Consider the following 16,869-nt stretch of genomic DNA (forward strand, 5'->3'; position numbering starts at 1 on the left):
GTGGCAAAGAGCGTTAGAACGACATTTGCCACTCACGACCCCCGCGCGGCGGCGTGTCCGGCCACTGCGCCCCGAACCGCTCCATCATGAAGTACGGCATGTCGTCACGGATCCTCTCGACCGGCAGCTCGCGGATGATCTCGGGCGAACGGCGTCTACCACCTCTTGTCGCTCGCCCTGACGGTGAGCGGAATCGTCGCCGTCGTCAGCGGATCCCAGGCCGAGAATTACGAGGGCGTGGCCGCGTTGTCGTTCGTCATCGGCACGGTCGCCGTCGTGTTCACAGCGGCCGCGAAGTACACCTGGTCTTCGCGATACCACGCCGCGGTGGCGGCGGGCTGGCGCAGAGCCGTGGTCACCGTGCGGCCGGACTTCGGCCCGGAGATCCAGGAGCGGGAGGCCGCGGTCTACGACGTGCGGTTCCCCGACGGCGAACAGCTCACGCTGCGAGGGTTGCGGATGTCTTTCCGCAACGGCCACAAATGACCCGATCGCCCGCCGTGATCACACGAGGAGACAGCGACCAGCGCGATCACCGGGCAGCCGAAGACGGCACCAGGTACAGCTCCTGCTTCCCGAGAGTCGGCGCGTCGAGTGTCCAGTGCGCGAGCGCGTCCGGCGGTGGGGCCGCCAGCCTGCGCAGCACGAGTTCGGGACGGCGTGGCCGGACGTCGAAGTCGAAGAAGGCGTAGTTCACGCGGAGTGTCGCGCGGATCCAGCGGTTCTCCCTACCGCGTGCCTCGATCGCGGCCGGCAGCAGGCCACGGTCGGAGAACACGTCGACGACCGGGCAGCCGCAGCTGTAGGCGAGGACGCCGATCTCGCCCGCGCTGCCGACGACCCTGCCTCCGGTGAGCGCACCCAGTTCCGCTCCGATACGTGCGTACTGCGCGCTCGAGGTGTAGTTCGACGTGAACGGCGCGTACGTGCGGGGAAGTCCGGCGGCCGCGTACGCGATCAGACCGGCGACAACCAGCGCGAGCACTCCACACGCCGTGATCCGGTGAGAAACCGCCACGGCACAGACGACAACGGTCGCCGCGGTGAGGCCGGGGCCGTAGTACCAGTGGTAGGGCGGAACCGCCAGCAGCACGTAGCCGAGGTGGTAAAGCAGGCCGCCGAGGGCGAGCACCACGAACGGCCGCAGCCCGGCGGGGATCCCGCGCCGCCGGACGGCCAGGGTCACCACGGCGAGGACGGCTAGGGCCGCGGGCAGGAACGCCAGCGCGGCCATCACCGGTGAACTCCGCGCGTAGAACAGCGGACCGTTGCCGAAGTTCCAGGCGCCCCAAGCGTGTTGCGCGCCCTGGAGAGTCTTGATCACCACGGTGTCCGGTACCGCCGCGCCGAGCACAACCCAGCTGAAGCCGAACCACGGCAGCGTGATCATCCCGGCGCCGAGCAGCGCGCGTCTCGTGCCGGGACGGAGGAAGACGAAGAGCACCACCGCGAACACGATCAGATCCAGCCGGACCAGGGCGAGCAGGCCGGCTGTCAGACCGAAGGCGAAGGGGTTCTTTTCGACGGCGAACACGGTGAGCCAGCCCAGGACCGCCGCGCCGAGGGCGACCTCGAGCCCGATCGACGAGAGCAGAAGCGGGTTCGCGGTCAGCGCCGCGAGGGTCAGCGCGGGGAACCGGCGCGGCAACCCGGCCGCCGCGCCGAGCCTGCGCAACCCCAGGGCGAGAAAGACCTGGCACAGCACGAACAGCACTCCGGCGGCGAAGACGGCGTCGCGGACGAAGAAGGTCAGGGCCGCCAGGATGAGCACGTTCGCCGGCGACGTCGCGGTGTTCGAAGTCGCGTCGGCGAGCAGGCCCCAGTGGCCGTGGAAGGCGACGTTGCGCGCGTACGCCAGCGTGATGAACGTGTCGTCGATCAAATGCGGGCGGGCGAGCAGGAACACCACCGCCGAGAGCACCGCCACGGACAGGGGCATCCGCCAGGACGTCGCCTGGTTGTCCGTCGTCCGGACCTGTTCCATGATCATGGCTTGATGTGGCTTCTCCGACCCGGAAAGTTGCGCGCAACGTTCGGCCGGTGCCGGCCACAACCGGGGTGTGAGCAGTCTTGCGATCAGGGTGGGGGTACCGGTGGAGCAGACCGGTGACCGGGAACTGTGGGCCCGTGCGGCCGACGGCGACGAAGGGGCGTTCAGTGAACTGTTCGAGCGGCACGCCGAGGCCCTGTGGAACTACACGTATCGCCTGACCGGCTCGTGGAGCAGCGCCGAGGACCTGGCGTCCACGACGTTCCTCATCGCCTGGCGGCGGCGGGCCGAGGTGACCCTGGTGCGGGACAGCGCCCTGCCGTGGCTCTACACGGTCGCGGCCAATGTCGCCCGTGACGAGCACCGCGGTGCTCGTCGCCGGCTGCGGCTGCTCGGGAAGATCCCCGCCCAGCCCCCTGTCTCCGACCACGCCGATTCGGTGGCCGAGAAGATCGACGGCCAGCGCCGGCTGGGCCGGGTCGCCGAAGCCGTCCGGTCGCTGCCGAAATCGCAACGCGAAGTCGTCGAACTCTGCCTGGCCGCCGAGGTGAGCATCGCCGACGCCGCGGAATTGCTGGGCATCGCCGAAGTCACCGTCCGCGCCCATCTTTCCCGGGGACGAGCCCGGCTTCGTACCTTGCTGGAGGAGAAATGAGCGGCGAACCCGTGTACCCGCCTCGCCATGCGATGCCGGACGAGGTCCGCGCCCGGATGCGATCGACCGTCCGCGAGGGGATCGCGAAGCCGCGGCGGTCCGCACGCATCTGGTACGCCGCCGCCGCGGCGGTCGTTCTCGTCGCGTCCGGTGTCGCCGCCGCGACCCAGTCACTTCGTCAGCAGGGCACGGACCCCGGCCCCGAACCGGCCGCCGGCGGGCTCACCCTGGACGTCGGGCTGGCGAAGTCGTCGCTCGACCGCTGCTGGGCCGCGGTGCGGGCCGCGGGCAAGACGGACCGGGTGGCCCCGCGCGAGGAGTGGGTTCCCCACTTCACGGACGTCATGCTGGACGTTTCGGTCGTCGCCGCGACGGCGGCGGGCAAACCGATGTTCTGCGAGACGACGCTGACCACCGTGACCTTGTCCGACCCGAACGCCGCCCCCGCCTACGCGTCCGGCACCCGCACCGGACTGCTCCTGCAAAGCTCGACCGGACTGATCGGCGGGGTCCTCGATCCGGCCTGGCCGGGTGCGGGTCTCGCCTTCCAGGCCGAGGATTCCGGCGGCGGGGACAGCGTGGAAGCCTCGCCTCTGACACATCAGTTCGTTTCGTTCACCTGGACCGCCCCCGAGAAGACACGACTGTCCGCCTACGAACCCGTCGGAGCGACGACCACGAGCCTGCCGCCGGCTCCGGCGCCACTGCTTTCGGCCGTCGACCGCCCGATCCCCCCGGCCGACCGGACCTCGCCCGCGGGACGTGCGCTGGGTGATTGTCTGTCCGGCGCCGCGGACGCCGTCTCCGACGCGGCGGGATACCGGCCGGGCGCGCTGCTGGAGAAGGACGGCTATCGGGTCGTTCTCGGACGTTTGGGCGACCGGAGCCTGGCGTGCACGACCGTTCCGGACCCGCGGCGTCCCGGCCGGCTGAAGATGCGGGTCTACCAAGACCATTTCGAGATCCCGCCGGAGCAGCCCCGGACGATCCCGATGCAGCCCCTCGGCGGCGTGGAAGACGGTGGTGACCGGGGCAACGCCCGGACGCCGTACGCCGGGACGCGCCTACCGGCGACGGCGGTGACGGTGACCTGTGACTTCGGCGCCGGACTGACCTCGACCTCCGACGTGGTCGACGGGACCTTCGTGGTCTTCGTCCCGAAAGAGGTGAACGATCCGTTCCCGCAAGGGGTTCGCGTTCAAGCGCGTGATGCCGACGGCACCGTCGTATTCGACAGGACTCTGTAGCCGGGGCCACCGGCCCGCGACAGCCGGATCGCGGGTGACGCGCAGGATCGTCGTCCCCTCGGCGACCGTGCCACGCGATGCCTCGTGGCCAACGGCCTTGATCGTGCTCGACGGAGGATCAGACGGGAAGCCGTCTAGCCACGCGTTTCGCCTTCGTGCTGGTGCACGTCCGGGATGCCGTCGTGGTCGGAGTCGACCGACTCTTCGGCACAGATTCTGCGGTGCACCCGGTTGCGGATGCGCAGGATGATCGTGGCGACGAGGCCGGCGAACAGGGAGCCCACCAAGATCGCGATCTTGGCCTTTTCGTCGCTCTCGCTGCCCGCGCCGAAGGCGAGGTCACCGATGAGCAGGGACACGGTGAAGCCGATGCCGCCCAGCGCGGCCAGCCCGATCACGTCGGTCCAGGCAAGGTCGTCGTGGAGTTCGGCACGGGTGAACCGGGACACGAGGTACGTGGCCCCGGTGATGCCGACGGTCTTGCCGAGCAGGAGCGCGAGGACGATCCCCAGCGCCACCGGGTCGAGGAGTGAATCGGCGAGGCCGCCGAGACCTCCCACGGTGACACCGGCGGCGAAGAAGGCGAACACCGGGACCACCACGGCGGCCGAGATCGGCCGGAACCGGTGCTCGAAATGTTCGGCGAGCCCTGGCCCTTCGCCGTGTTTGCGGATCACCGGTACCGCGAACCCCAGCAGCACACCGGCGACCGTGGCGTGGATTCCCGAAGCATGCACCAGCGCCCAGGTCGTCGCCGCGAGCGGAAGCAGCAGCCACCAGGATCGCACCCGGCGCTGAACCAGCACGGTGAACGCGGCCAGTGGCAGAAGTGCCAACAGTAGCGGGCCGAGGAGGAGCTCACGGGTGTAGAAAACGGCGATGATCACGATGGCGATCAGATCGTCGACGACAGCCAGCGTGAGCAAAAAGGTGCGCAGCGCGGACGGCAGATGGTGCCCGATCACCGCCAGGACGGCCAAGGCGAACGCGATGTCGGTCGCGGTCGGGATCGCCCAGCCGCTCAGCGCGGCCGAGTCGCCGAGGTTGATCGCGATGTAGAGCAGGGCTGGTATGACGACGCCTCCGACGGCGGCGGCGACCGGGACGGCGGCCCGCCGGGGATCGCGCAGATCCCCGGCGACGAACTCGCGTTTGACCTCCAGTCCCGCGACGAAGAAGAAGATCGCGAGGAGACCGTCCGCGGCCCAGGTCGCCAAGCTGAGGTCCAGATGCAGCGCCGCCGGTCCTACCCGGACCTCACGCAACGCCTCGTAGGCGCCTGACCAAGGGGTGTTCGCCCACACCAAGGCGATGACGGCTCCGATCAGGAGCAGAACACCGCCCACGGTCTCCTTGCGCAGGATCTCCGCTACGCGCTGGGCCTCCGGCCAGGAGCCGCGATCGAAAAGGCGGACGCGAGGTGTGGCGCTCTCAGACATGCAACGCCGAGACGCGCGATCCGATGGTGGAAACAGTGCTCATGGGCTACTCCTGGTGTGGTTCGGCTCGGCTCGCCGACCAGGCTTCCCGGCACACCACGAGGCTGCGCCTCGACGCGGACACCATACCCACGTTTACGCGATCTTGACGAACTGAACGCTACCCGTGCCCTTGCCCAGCCCGCTCCCAGAGCCGGCCGAACCTGTCGATGCGCCACAGCTGAGCCATGACGACAATCGTCGCCCCGAAGATCGTCGGCCAGGGCTCGAGCCATACCAGTCCCCACGCCACCAGCCCGAACCCGGCGAGGCCCAGCGCAACAAGGACACGCAGCACCTGACGGTGATCCGGCGGCACGAGGGACTTGTTCTTCACCCAGGCCCGTTCGCCGTAGATTCCCCGCGCCGCCCAGCTTCGTGGTTCGACCGGCGGGAATATCGAGGGATTCACGAACAACCACAGGACGACGGCCGCGATCGGCAGGAGACACCACCAACCGATCCAAGTCCGGCTCCAGATCGCGAGCAGCATCAACGGGATCGCCGCGAACCGGGTCCATACGCTCCAGGGATTCGCATGCCGGCGCCACGCGTCGTCATCCATGCGGAAGGCCTGTGCGATTTTGTCGGTGAGTTCCATGGACTTTCCTTCCTGTGCGTCAGACAACGCGCTCGATGGCGCTGACCGCGGCGTCCAAACCGTTCTCCTCGCGTACTTCCCGGCCCAGGTGTCCGGCTCGCTCTCGCATCCCGGCGTCGCGGGTGGCCTGCCGCAGCGCCTCGGCGAGCCGATCGGCGGTGAGGTGCTGCTGCCGGATCGGGGGCGGCGCGACGCCGGCCGCGTGCATGCGGCGCGCCCAGTACGGCTGGTCGGCGACGAACGGGCACACCACCTGCGGCCTGCCCGCCGCGAGCGCGGCACCGGTGGTGCCACCACCTCCGTGATGCACGACCGCGCTCACCCGCGGGAACAGCCAATCGTGCGGCGCGTGCTCGATCACCAGGACACGATCGCCGCCGACGTCTCCGTCGATCCCGCCCCAGCCGGTCGCGACCACCGCGCGCACCCCGGCCTGCCGGACAGCGTTCTCGACCACTTCGCGGGTGCGTCGCGCGTCTCGGCCCGCCATGCTGCCGAATCCGATGTAGACGGGAGCCTGCCCCGCGTCGAGGAATTCCTTCAACCGCGCGGGTGGTGACCACGTCGATGCGGCGGGGAGGTACCAGAAGCCGGTGGTACGCACCGAATCCGGCCAATCGCCCGCGGCGACTGTCACCTGCCGGCTGAATGCCTGCAGCACGAGCCGGTCATTGCCGTCCTTGTCGTGGAACAGGTCATGGCTTCCCCGGCGGCGCGGAAGCCCGAGTTCGGTGGTGCGCCAAGTGGTGGTGATCCCCGCGTACGTGCGCAAGATCGCCGACACCGCGAGGTAGCTGGTGCGGTTGAGGACCTTCGGCAGCCGGGGCAACGGCACCATCGGGCAAGGGAATTCGGCGGTCGGAACCCAGCCGGGTTGCAGCGCGACGACGACCGACGGGACGCCGAGCAGCTCGGCGGCATGCTGGGCCGCCACCCCGGTCGTGTGCACGATGACGTCCGCGCGGGAGGCCTTCGCCGCCACGCCGACATCGTGCAGGACCGCCACCATCCACGGCTTGAGGCGTTGCGCCGTACGCACGGCGGTGATCTTGCCGCGGAGACCCCGATAGCCGTTCTCCATCGCCTCCTGCACCACCGGATCGTCCATCAACCGGTTCGGCCCCTCGTCCAGCGGCGCGAACTCGATCCCGTGCTCCGCCGCGGCGTCCGCGAACGATCCTGGCGCGGCCAGCACCGCTTCATGCCCTCGCTGCCGCAGGGCCACCGCGAGCGCCAGCATCGGCTGGACATCACCGCGCGTGCCATGGGTGACCAGCAACGCCCTCATCGGCCGGCCTCCCGCTCTCCGATGGCCGAGTAGGCCTTCAGCCAGCGGTCGTCGGCGAACAGACCGTTCGTGAGCATCTCCAAACCGGCCCGGGCGCCCCGGACCGCCGTCGCGGTTTCCGCCGCATCGCCGTCGAGCAATCGCCCCACGTGATCCCCGAGCACCAGGGGCGCCAGCAGCCACGACACATAGACCACCGCGCGCGCCCGCGTGTCCGCCGCGGCGTGCACCCAGCCCTCACGCTCGCCTTCAGCGAGCCACTCCTCGGTGTGCTCCACGATCTCGTCGAACAGGGCCGACGCGGCACTCGAACCGTCCAGGAACGCCCGCGCGAGATAGCGCCGCACCGGGGTGGCGGCCTGCAACGCCTCCGCCAGTGCGGCGGTGCCGTCGTCACCTCCGGAACGGATGGCTTCGAGCACGTGATCGTCACATGCCTGCCGCAATCCCTCCTTCGAGCCGAAGTGATGCAGCACCAGCCCCGGCGACACGCCGACGTCGGCGGCGACGGCCCGCACCGACGTGCCAGCCACGCCGTCGGCGCCGAACCTCGCCAAGGCCGCGTCCCGGATCCGCGCCCGGGCGGTCAGATCAGAAGCTGAACGCATGATCAGAGTATTGAACAGTTGTTCAGTCTAGGTCAAGGTGAATTACGGTCGGACCACCCGGCCTTCGAACCCAGTTCCGCGTCGCCGGCTGACCGAGGGTTGATCCGGCCGTCCGCCGGGCTGCACTTCGCGGCAGAGAAACCTCGGATCCCACGACTTATCGCAGCTGCTCCGCCCCTTCCGATTCCGGCCGGCGGAGTTCCCGGTGAAGCGGTCGTGCCAGGCAAGGACTGCTCAGAGCAGTTCGAGCCCGCCTCGGCACCTCGAGCAGAAGCTGACCGCGCTGGCGAACGACGAACAACTCGAGAAGCGGAAGAGTGTCGTCAGAAGCGGGTCGGAATGACCACCGGCCTCACCTCACGTACTCAGGTCGCGGCGGTGGTAGCCGAGGAAGCCGAGCCCCGCCAATGCCGCGGCGATCGCGAGGAGGCCGAGCGTCGCCGTCCAGTCCGGAGAAGCTCGCGGTACAGCGGCGAGATGGGTGAACGGCGATAGATCACTCAGCCACCGTGGCGCCTGCACGCTCTGCAGGATCACTTTGAGGAGGAAGCCGCCGGCGACCGGGAGCGCGCCGAGCGCGGCGACAGCCCGCGGTGCCCAGCCGAGCGCGAACATCGCGGCACCGAGCGACAGCGACGCGACCGGTGCGACGTTCCAGGCTCCCGTGAGCGCAGCCCCCAGTCCGAGCTCAGCGCTCCCGGCCACCGTCCCCGACCAGAACGCGAACGCCGCGGCGGTGAGCAGAACGAGCACTCCCACCGCCGTGACCACGACCTCGGTCACCGCGAGCCGATGGCGGGACAGAGGCAGCGCCAGCAGCGACGTCAACCTGCGGCCCGATTCATCCGCGGCGAAGGCCGCGACCCGGGTTGCCGCGTAGAGACCTGCTGGGATCGCGAGCAGGCTGAACATCGCGGCCGCGAATCCCTCGATGGTTTCCAAACCACCGAACCCCGCTCCCGCGGCGAGCTCGGCGAACCGCGCATTCTCCCCCAGGAACCGGACTACCGAGACGACGAGAGCACCGATGAGGAAGAAATAGGCACCGAGCCCGGCCGCCCAGCCGATCGTGGAACGCAACGCACGACGGACGGCGAATCCGGTGATCGTCTTCAACAGCCGGGTCCGCGGGCGGCGACGCCCGGCCGGATTCACCAGCGCCCTGCCGACGTCACGACGGGAGCACGCGATCAGCGCCATGCCCGTGAGCACGACCGGGAACACGGCCAGGACCAGCAACGGTCCGACCTTGTCGCCCGCGTACGGCAGGCTGCGGGAGGTGAGACCGAACGGGGTGATCCATCCTGCCCAGGCCAAGGCACCGATGCCGTCGGCGAGCATGCGCAGCAGCAGACCGGCCCCGAGCACTGCCACGGCGAGGCCCGTCGCGGCGGCACGGGTGGGCATCAGCTGCGCGGCGAACACACCCGTCGCGGCGAAGGTCAGGGTCATGCCGAGGATTCCGCCGGCGTGAACGAGCGCGCCGCTGGACCGAGTGCCGGTAGCGACAAGGGCCAGCGCCACGGCGCCCGCGATCACGACCGCCGCCGAAGCCAGTGCGATCAGGTACTTGGCCAGCACGTCGACCGCGCGGAGACGCCCCGCCAGCAGCAGGTCGGTGCGGCCGGTGTCCTCTTCGCCGCGAGTGAGCCTGGTGGCGACCAGCAAGGCCCAGACGGCGACCAGGACTTGGACAGGCGTGCCGGTGCGCCACACGGTGAATCCGCCGGGGTCGTCGAGCGCGACCGGTGGCCCGAACAGGATCCGGATGGCCGGGTTCTCCGCCAGCGCCCGCAAAGCCGCGCCGTCGAGAGCACCGGCGAAGGTGGACTGGTACTGGCCTGCCACGACCGCGGACATGCCGGCCGTGACCAGCGCGACGATCAGCGCGCCCCGTCGGATCCGCCTGGCGGCGCGACGGAAGACGGCCCTTCCGGCACCCGTACGCGGCGAACGCGTCGATTTACCCCGCGGTGTGATCGCTTTGGCGACCGTCGTGGTCATCGCGCGTTCTCGCCGTAGTAGTCCAGGAAGATCTCTTCGAGCGTCGGTTCACGCAACGCGATCGAAGTGACGTCCGCGGAGGCGATCGCCCGAAGCGCCGGCCCCGGCGGCCCGGACAAGGTGAAGCGCAGGCGATTGGCCTCCAGCCGCTCGACATCCACCACCCCGGGAATGTCGCCGAGTACGGGTTCTGTGCCGTCGTATCCGACTTCCACCGTGCTGCGGTGGAGAAGCCGGAGTGCGGCGATGCCCGCGATCTCGACGAGCCGTCCGGCGCGCAGGATGCCGACCCGGTCGCAGACGGCTTCCACCTCGGCGAGCTGATGGGACGAGAGGAAGACCGTCTGCCCCCTTTGTCGTGCCTCGGCGACGCACGACCGGAACACCTGCTCCATCAACGGATCCAGCCCACTCGTCGGCTCGTCCAGCACCAGCAGCTCGGCACGGCTCGCGAACGCGGCGATCAAGGCCACCTTCTGCCGATTTCCGGTCGAATACGTCTTCGCCCGCCTGTCCAGATCCAAGGCGAACCGCTCCACCAGCTCGGCGCGGTAGCTCAGGTCGGCCTTCGGGCCGACGCAGGCCAGCAACTCGAGAATCTCGGCTCCGGTCAGGTCCGGCCACAACGCCACCTCACCCGGCACATAACTCAGCAGCCCATGTGCGCGCCGGACATCGGACGCCGGGACGCCGAACACACCGGCCGTCCCGGCGGACGGCCGGATCAACCCGAGCAACAGCCGGATGGTCGTGGACTTCCCCGCCCCGTTCGGCCCGAGAAAGCCGAAAACCTCACCGGACGGCACCGACAAGGACAGGTCATCGACGGCGAGCGTGCGGCCGAACCGCTTGGTGAGCCCATCGAGGCGGACAGCGACAGAGGCAGAGCTGGACATGGCCGGGCCCTTTCGCAGGCGACAGTTGACGACTGCCGACCAGGCTTCCCGGCGCTCCTGGAGAAAAAGGTACTCCTGCCGCAGCGTCGGCGCCAGACGCCATCGACGCGACGCCGTGGGAATAGGCGCGATTTGCGGCCTGATGTTGTCCACGGGTCGGCAACCTTCCGAACTCCCCCGCTCAGCCGGTCTGGCGACAGCTGTCCGGCCGCACAGTCGCGCATCGGCTCGGGGAACAGCCGAAGGCCAGTCCGGTACACCCTCGCCGATCACGCGGCATTCCGCGACCCGCGTTCATGCGGCACGCCACTGCGCCGTCACCGCACAACCAACCTCGACAAGGAAAGCCCCATGGGCAACGTCACCCCCGCGCCTGTGTTCGCGTTGCTGTTCATGGTCCTGCTCGGCGCCATCCCGCGGCGTTACCGGTACTTGCGGCTTCCGGCTGTCATCGGCTGGATCGTCGTCTGGATCGACGGCGTTCTCACCGGTCACTGGACCGATACGCTGGGCGTTGCCATCACGGCCTTCGCTCTGTTGTGGCCTTTCATGACCGCCGGGCATGGTCGCACCGGCAAGAGCGAAGGGCGACGACCAACCCACCGGTCTCAGCGCACTCCGCCGCAATTGTCAGGCAGTCGTCAGGTTCGCCAGGGTACCCAGCCGGAAGAATGTTCCGGGAACCGAGGTATTCCAGGAGAGCGATGAGCGTAGGGACGCATAAGCCGGAGGACGCCGTCGAGGACGTGACCGTCTGGCTGGCGAACGAGTTTTCGTCGAAGCTGTCACCCGTGGCCGTCGGTGCGATCGTCCGCGCCACCCATCGCGACCTTCAAGGCCAGATCGTCGCCGAAGCGCTCGGCGAGATGCTGCATCGCCTCGCTCGCGATCGGATCGTCCGGCTGGTGCGGGTTCTTTGATGCGCTACGCGCAGCATTGCCCCGTCGCACTGGCGGCCGAGGTGGTCGCGGAACCGTGGACCTTGCTGATCATCCGTGAGCTGCTGCACGGAAGTACCTCGATCGCCGACATCGCGGCCGGGGTGCCGGGCGTGTCGACCGGATTGCTCACCAGAAGGCTCCGCAAACTGGAGACCGCCGGCCTGGTCGTGCTTCGCCGACGCGAGGCCGATTTGACCGAAGCCGGCCGCGAGCTGGCCTCGGTCATCGAACCACTCGGCCGGTGGGGAGCGCGGTGGCTGCCACCGCCGAGGCACGGTGACCTCGACCCCGCTCTGCTCCTGCGCGACATCTCCAGGGGCATCGACCGCGCCACGCTGCCCGCGCAGCCTGTCGCGATCCATTTCCGGTTCAGCGAATCACGTGGACCACGGTGGTGGTGGCTGGTGCTCTCCCGAGAGCTGGCCGCGCCGACCTTCCATGACCCCAAGCTGCCTCAAGCGATGCGCATCGACTGCACGCTCGGCGCGCTGGCCGGGGTCTGGCTGGGGTACACGGATTGGCTGGACGCCTTGCGGGACAGGTCGATTGTGATCAGCGGACCCCGCACCGCCGTGCGCCAAGCCATCGTCTGGATCGGCGCGGGCCCGTATTCCGCTACCGATGCGCCGACACTGTCCTCATAGGACTTTCCCGCACTGTTCACATTCCTGTTGGCCTGCCAAGGAGCGGTCGCCGCTGTTCCTGCCTGTCACAACGAACAATCCGGCCTGTCCTCGATGCTCCGCTGCCGTCACGAGCTCGTCGTAGGCCACGTAACGACAGGAGGCCATCTCGGCGAGAGTTCGCAACCGGACGGCGGATTCGGGATCGTCCGCGGCGAGCGCTTCGGCCGCCAGCTCCAAATACCCGCCCGCCGATCGCCGGACTCGCGATGCTTCCTCACGGAGGTGCCTCACGCGCCGGACGTAGCCGTCGACGGCACCTTCCGACCCCGGTAGTCCACTCGTCGCCATCGATCGCTTCCCGGCATCCACATACGCCAGTTCGGCCGGCGCCCTGCCGCGGAGACCGACACTGGAAGCCATCTCTTCTCCCCGTTCCCGGCGAGCACCCGACCGCACACCCGAGCCTGTCACGGAACCGGAAAAGGCGACCTAACGAAATCCTTACGATCAACCCAGCCGCCGGGTCGAAGAAGTGTCCACGGCAAAGGCCATGGCGCGACCGTCGGCTTCCCGCGCGGCCTCCTCGTGCCTGCGCGCGACCGCCTCATCACCCACGGTCCTGGCCGTATACGCGGCTGCGCGTTCATGATGCGCCTCCGCACGCCGGATCGCCGCGAACGACCTGTCGATCAGGATCGTCCATTGTGGAGACTCGCGCCGGTGTTCCTGTGCGGCGGCCCGGGCCTCCGCCGCGTTGGCGAGTTCGTGGTACGCGAATCCGTGATGCGCGGCCACTTCACCGAGCATGCGCTGCGATTTTGCGCGATGGAAGGAGTCCGGCTCCTCACTCGCCTCGAGTTCGTCCGCCAGCGTTCGATGCCCCGCCGCGACCGACCACAGGCGATCCGCCTCGTCCCGTAGCCGCCGCGTCCTGGACGCGGTCGCCGCGCCGACAACCGCTACCGCGGCTACCTCTGTTGTCACGTCGTGATCCTCCTCCGGTTCGATGACCGCGTATTCGACCCTGGCACGGAGACGCCGTCGCACAACTGACAACTGCCTTACGATCGGCCGCGACGTCCGATGTGAGCTGTTAAAGTCGCCGCAGCCGTGTCGAAGGTTCGTAAGCGGGAAGGAGATGCCGGCTGTGCCGACTCGTGTCCTTCTCGTCGAAGACGACGCGATGATCAGCGAAGCGCTCAGCCTGGCGCTCGCCGATGAAGGTTTCGACATCGACTGTGCCGCGACCGGCGAAGACGGCCTCGAATTACTCGAGCAGGTCCAAGTCGACGTAGTCCTGCTCGATCTCATGCTGCCTGGCATCGACGGGCTCACCGTATGCCGGTCCATCCGTGACCAGGGCGCGTTGCCGATCATCGTGATCACCGCCCGCGCGGACACACAAGACGTCATCGCGGGTCTCGAGGCGGGTGCGGACGACTACGTCACCAAACCCTTGGTCGCGGGAGAACTCGCGGCGAGGATCCGGGCTCTTCTCCGCCGCACCGCACCGCCTCCGCCGACCCGGTTCACCATCGGAAGTCTCGAAGTCCGGCCGGACGAGGAGACCGTCCGGCGCGACGGCGAACCGGTACACCTGACTCGCACCGAGTTCCGCCTCCTCACCGAACTGGTCACGGCGGAAGGACAGGTCGTAACCCGCGAGCAGCTGCTGAAGCGAGTGTGGGAACACGACTACTTCGGCGACACGAGGTTGCTCGACGTCCACATCAGACGGTTGCGCCGCAAGGTCGAAAACGATCCCGACAATCCGACCCTGATCTTGACCGTGCGAGGACGCGGCTACCGGACCGACCCGGATCCGTGATGCTCCCGACGGTTCGAGTGACCGTGCAACGGCTTTCGCTTCGCTGGCGGGTGGCCGCCGCGTTCGGTCTCGGCCTGGCACTGGTGATGTCCGTGCTGGGCATCGCGACCTGGAATCTGACCACCGGCTACATGCTCGACCAACGCGAGCAGAGCACCACCCGGCAGTCCGAGGTCAACGTCGGCCTGGTCGACAAGGCACTCGCGGAGCACTCCGACACTCTCGACGACCTGCTGACCGGCCTCGCCAGCGGCCCGGACTCCTCGATCCTGCTGTCGCGACCGGACGGCTGGCTCACCAGCGGACGGCAGATCGAGCCCACCACGATCCCCATCGCCCTCCTCGACAGCGCACGGGACGGCGTCGCGGCCCGGCAACGGTTTCTCGCCGACGGCGTCCCCGTGATGGCCATCGCCACTCCGGTCGGCAATGGGGACAGCATCTACGTCGAGCTGTATCCGCTTCTCGAACTGGATCGGACCTTCCGGTACCTCAGCTTCCTGCTCATCACCGGCACGGTCGTCGCCGCGCTGTTCGGAGTCGCCCTCGGCGCCTGGACCAGCAAACGCGCCCTCCGCCCGCTCGCCGCGCTCCGCGGCGCCGCTTCCCGTGTCGCGCGCGGAGACCTGACGACGCGGCTCCCCCACCAGAACGACCCCGACCTCGCCCCGCTCGCCACGAGCTTCAACACCACCACCGAACAGCTCGAACAACGAGTCCGCCGGGACAAGCGCTTCGCCGCCGACGTCAGCCACGAACTCCGCTCACCACTCACCACGATGGTCAATGTCACCCAGGTGATGGTCCGCCGTCAGGACACCATGCACCCGACCGCACGCCAGGCGCTGGGCCTGCTGGGCTCGGAGCTGAACCGGTTCCAGCGAATGGTCGTCGACCTGCTCGAGATCTCCCGCGCCGACCACGAAGACCAGGAGCCTGCCGAACTCGTGGATCTCGGCGCCCTCGTGCGGAACGTGCTCGACAGCCGGGGGAACTCCGGTCTGCGCGCGGAAATCGACCAGGAAGCCCCGCTCGTCTCCGCCGACCGCCGCCGGATCGACCGGGTCGTCTCGAACCTCCTCGACAACGCCGACCGATACGGCGGTGGCACAGTCGCCGTGACCGTGCGGCGGAATGGCGACCGCGCGAGGATCGAGGTGGACGACGCCGGCAGCGGCGTCCCGCCCGCCCTGCGAGAACGCATCTTCGAACGGTTCGCCCGCGGCCTGCACGCCGGACGCCGCGACCGGGAGACCGGAAGCGGACTCGGGCTGGCCATCGTCGCCGACCACGTGCACCGGCATGGCGGCAGCGTCTGGGTCGAGGATCGGCCCGGCGGCGGTGCCCGCTTCGTCGTCGAACTCCCGGAGGCGACCGCATGAAACCCGGTCCGATCGTGCTCCTGGCGACCATCGCACTAGGTCTCGCTGGCTGCGGTGTGACCGCACAAGACAAGCCCGAACCGATCGCCACCCTCGCGCCGACCGCCACTCCGACGGTCTCCAGCCGCTCGGTTCCGCCGACACCGTGTCCGGCCGCGCCGGAATCGTCAGGCAGTCGTCAGGTGCGGTCCCCGACACCACCGACACAATGAAGTCGTCGTACGGAGGAGGGATATGACCGTCCACGACCACCAGACCGACGACATCACCGACGAAGTCCGACAGTGGCTTTGCCGTGAATTCGCGTCCTCTCTCCCGGAATCGGCCGTCGACGACATCGTGAGGACCGCGCACGCGGACCTCGACGGCCAGATCAGGCCCGACGCCATGGGCGAGATGTTGCACAGGCTCGCGCGATTCCGCGTTCTCCGGACGCTGCGAGCTCAACGGCCGATCTGACCGGCGGCGTGATTCGCGAGCCCGGTCACCATGGTCCGCATCACTCGCTCGACGCGCCGCCCGGAGGACCATCGTTCGATCCCACGCGCGCGATATGTTCCGTGCCAACGGATCCGTGTTCCACCACCGGGGGTCTCGTGAAGATCGATCGCGGCCTGGTGGTCCGCCATGTGCGGGCTTTCCACACCCTCGTACGCGAAGTGCCGTCCAGGCTCAAGCCCGCTCACCCGCTCCGTGATGACGGTTTTGCCGACTCGGAATGCTCGAATGGCGCCGACCACGTCACGCCCGTCGGAGGAAAGACCGCTCGAGCGGCCGACGTCCAGTTCATCGATATGCGACCAGGCGGGCCAGCTCCTCGAATCAAGCAACAACCTCCACACGACCGCTGGTGACGCCGCCGTTTCGGCCAGTACGTCGTATGACCGCACTGCGGAGCTCCTCACATCGTCCGTGGCCGTGCCCGCCCGGAGATACATACCCATCCAGGAACTCTGATCGGCTCTTCTCGGCAGAAAATCAGCTGAAACGGGAAGGATCGCACTGAAATCGGGTTCGACCACCAAAGTCCACTTTGGACGCTCCTGCGTACTTCACGGCGATGAGAGCGGTCGACACGCCGGGCGAAGGCCCCTCCGGCAGACCACAAGGCGAACAGAATCGTCCCGGTCAGAGCGGCATCGATTTCGGGCAGGTCGGCGCGTCCGAGCAGGAACGGGGCCAAGAGGAGCCAGGCGGCACTCACCGGCTGAACAGGTCTCCACGCCCGCGCGGCGGCGGGCTCGACGAGCGACCCCGCCGCCGCCATAGCGAGAGCAGCTCCGGTGACCGCGCCCGCCACCGGATCAAGGACACCGACGGGATCG

The 16,869-nt window shown here is 68.7% G+C and carries 18 protein-coding genes; 9 read left to right on the forward strand and 9 right to left on the reverse strand.

What is annotated here, in order from left to right:
* Nucleotides 1-165: 165 nt before the first annotated feature.
* Nucleotides 166-486 carry a hypothetical protein gene (locus tag ACFWIW_RS13835; protein WP_378368752.1) on the forward strand — a complete coding sequence of 107 codons (321 nt, stop codon included), beginning with the start codon at nucleotides 166-168 and terminating at the stop codon, nucleotides 484-486.
* 46 nt (nucleotides 487-532) lie between these two features.
* On the opposite strand, the gene ACFWIW_RS13840 is transcribed toward ACFWIW_RS13835, so the two are convergent.
* Nucleotides 533-1,990 (reverse strand): hypothetical protein, encoded by a 1,458-nt coding sequence (locus ACFWIW_RS13840; RefSeq protein ID WP_378368753.1) that lies wholly within the window; start codon nucleotides 1,988-1,990, stop codon nucleotides 533-535.
* 103 nt (nucleotides 1,991-2,093) lie between these two features.
* Here ACFWIW_RS13840 and ACFWIW_RS13845 point away from each other — a divergent pair, with 103 nt between their 5' ends.
* Entirely contained in the window at nucleotides 2,094-2,645 is a 552-nt protein-coding gene (locus ACFWIW_RS13845) for an RNA polymerase sigma factor (protein ID WP_378368754.1), read from the forward strand.
* Nucleotides 2,642-3,892 carry a hypothetical protein gene (locus tag ACFWIW_RS13850; RefSeq protein WP_378368755.1) on the forward strand — a complete coding sequence of 417 codons (1,251 nt, stop codon included), beginning with the start codon at nucleotides 2,642-2,644 and terminating at the stop codon, nucleotides 3,890-3,892. The genes ACFWIW_RS13845 and ACFWIW_RS13850 overlap by 4 nt, the downstream gene beginning before the upstream one ends.
* 134 nt (nucleotides 3,893-4,026) lie before the next feature.
* Here ACFWIW_RS13850 and nhaA read toward each other — a convergent pair whose 3' ends face one another.
* The 6 genes from nhaA to ACFWIW_RS13880 form a co-directional block, all read right to left on the reverse strand.
* Complete coding sequence (gene nhaA / locus ACFWIW_RS13855; protein WP_378368756.1) at nucleotides 4,027-5,331, reverse strand: Na+/H+ antiporter NhaA; 1,305 nt, start codon at nucleotides 5,329-5,331, stop codon at nucleotides 4,027-4,029.
* A 160-nt stretch (nucleotides 5,332-5,491) separates the two neighbouring features.
* Nucleotides 5,492-5,971, reverse strand: coding sequence for a DUF6653 family protein (locus tag ACFWIW_RS13860; protein WP_378368757.1), 480 nt, complete (start codon nucleotides 5,969-5,971; stop codon nucleotides 5,492-5,494).
* 19 nt (nucleotides 5,972-5,990) lie between these two features.
* Nucleotides 5,991-7,259 carry a glycosyltransferase gene (locus ACFWIW_RS13865; RefSeq protein ID WP_378368758.1) on the reverse strand — a complete coding sequence of 423 codons (1,269 nt, stop codon included), beginning with the start codon at nucleotides 7,257-7,259 and terminating at the stop codon, nucleotides 5,991-5,993.
* Nucleotides 7,256-7,867 (reverse strand): TetR/AcrR family transcriptional regulator, encoded by a 612-nt coding sequence (locus tag ACFWIW_RS13870; protein WP_378368759.1) that lies wholly within the window; start codon nucleotides 7,865-7,867, stop codon nucleotides 7,256-7,258. Before ACFWIW_RS13870 ends, ACFWIW_RS13865 begins: the two co-directional genes overlap by 4 nt.
* Before the next feature lie 357 nt (nucleotides 7,868-8,224).
* On the reverse strand, nucleotides 8,225-9,871 hold the full coding sequence (locus ACFWIW_RS13875) for a polyketide antibiotic transporter (protein WP_378368760.1): 1,647 nt from the start codon (nucleotides 9,869-9,871) through the stop codon (nucleotides 8,225-8,227).
* Nucleotides 9,868-10,767 (reverse strand): ATP-binding cassette domain-containing protein, encoded by a 900-nt coding sequence (locus ACFWIW_RS13880; RefSeq protein ID WP_378368761.1) that lies wholly within the window; start codon nucleotides 10,765-10,767, stop codon nucleotides 9,868-9,870. Before ACFWIW_RS13880 ends, ACFWIW_RS13875 begins: the two co-directional genes overlap by 4 nt.
* 351 nt (nucleotides 10,768-11,118) lie before the next feature.
* On the opposite strand from ACFWIW_RS13880, the gene ACFWIW_RS13885 reads away from it, so the two are divergent.
* Genes ACFWIW_RS13885 through ACFWIW_RS13895 form a run of 3 tightly spaced genes read left to right on the forward strand, consistent with a single transcriptional unit; the run spans nucleotide 11,119 to nucleotide 12,352 of the window.
* Nucleotides 11,119-11,475 (forward strand): hypothetical protein, encoded by a 357-nt coding sequence (locus tag ACFWIW_RS13885; protein ID WP_378368762.1) that lies wholly within the window; start codon nucleotides 11,119-11,121, stop codon nucleotides 11,473-11,475.
* Nucleotides 11,472-11,687, forward strand: coding sequence for a hypothetical protein (locus ACFWIW_RS13890; RefSeq protein ID WP_378368763.1), 216 nt, complete (start codon nucleotides 11,472-11,474; stop codon nucleotides 11,685-11,687). Before ACFWIW_RS13885 ends, ACFWIW_RS13890 begins: the two co-directional genes overlap by 4 nt.
* Complete coding sequence (locus ACFWIW_RS13895; protein WP_378368764.1) at nucleotides 11,687-12,352, forward strand: winged helix-turn-helix transcriptional regulator; 666 nt, start codon at nucleotides 11,687-11,689, stop codon at nucleotides 12,350-12,352. Before ACFWIW_RS13890 ends, ACFWIW_RS13895 begins: the two co-directional genes overlap by 1 nt.
* 489 nt (nucleotides 12,353-12,841) lie before the next feature.
* On the opposite strand, the gene ACFWIW_RS13900 is transcribed toward ACFWIW_RS13895, so the two are convergent.
* The gene (locus ACFWIW_RS13900; RefSeq protein ID WP_378368765.1) at nucleotides 12,842-13,318 is read right to left on the reverse strand and encodes a hypothetical protein; all 477 of its coding nucleotides are present in this window, start codon (nucleotides 13,316-13,318) and stop codon (nucleotides 12,842-12,844) included.
* Nucleotides 13,319-13,472: 154 nt separating this feature from the next.
* On the opposite strand from ACFWIW_RS13900, the gene ACFWIW_RS13905 reads away from it, so the two are divergent.
* From ACFWIW_RS13905 to ACFWIW_RS13915, 3 genes are all read left to right on the forward strand, one after another.
* On the forward strand, nucleotides 13,473-14,162 hold the full coding sequence (locus tag ACFWIW_RS13905) for a winged helix-turn-helix domain-containing protein (RefSeq protein ID WP_378368766.1): 690 nt from the start codon (nucleotides 13,473-13,475) through the stop codon (nucleotides 14,160-14,162).
* Nucleotides 14,162-15,544 carry a sensor histidine kinase gene (locus ACFWIW_RS13910; RefSeq protein ID WP_378368767.1) on the forward strand — a complete coding sequence of 461 codons (1,383 nt, stop codon included), beginning with the start codon at nucleotides 14,162-14,164 and terminating at the stop codon, nucleotides 15,542-15,544. The genes ACFWIW_RS13905 and ACFWIW_RS13910 overlap by 1 nt, the downstream gene beginning before the upstream one ends.
* Nucleotides 15,545-15,778: 234 nt before the next feature.
* Nucleotides 15,779-16,003, forward strand: a complete 225-nt coding sequence (locus ACFWIW_RS13915) for a hypothetical protein (protein ID WP_378368768.1) — start codon at nucleotides 15,779-15,781, stop codon at nucleotides 16,001-16,003.
* Here ACFWIW_RS13915 and ACFWIW_RS13920 read toward each other — a convergent pair.
* A complete protein-coding gene (locus tag ACFWIW_RS13920) occupies nucleotides 15,988-16,566 on the reverse strand; it encodes an SRPBCC family protein (protein ID WP_378368769.1) in 579 nt (192 codons plus the stop codon). The two genes, ACFWIW_RS13915 and ACFWIW_RS13920, sit on opposite strands and share 16 nt — an antisense overlap.
* Nucleotides 16,567-16,869 lie beyond the last annotated feature (303 nt).

The organism is Amycolatopsis sp. NPDC058340 (assembly GCF_042723975.1).
Classification (GTDB): Bacteria; Actinomycetota; Actinomycetes; order Mycobacteriales; family Pseudonocardiaceae; genus Amycolatopsis.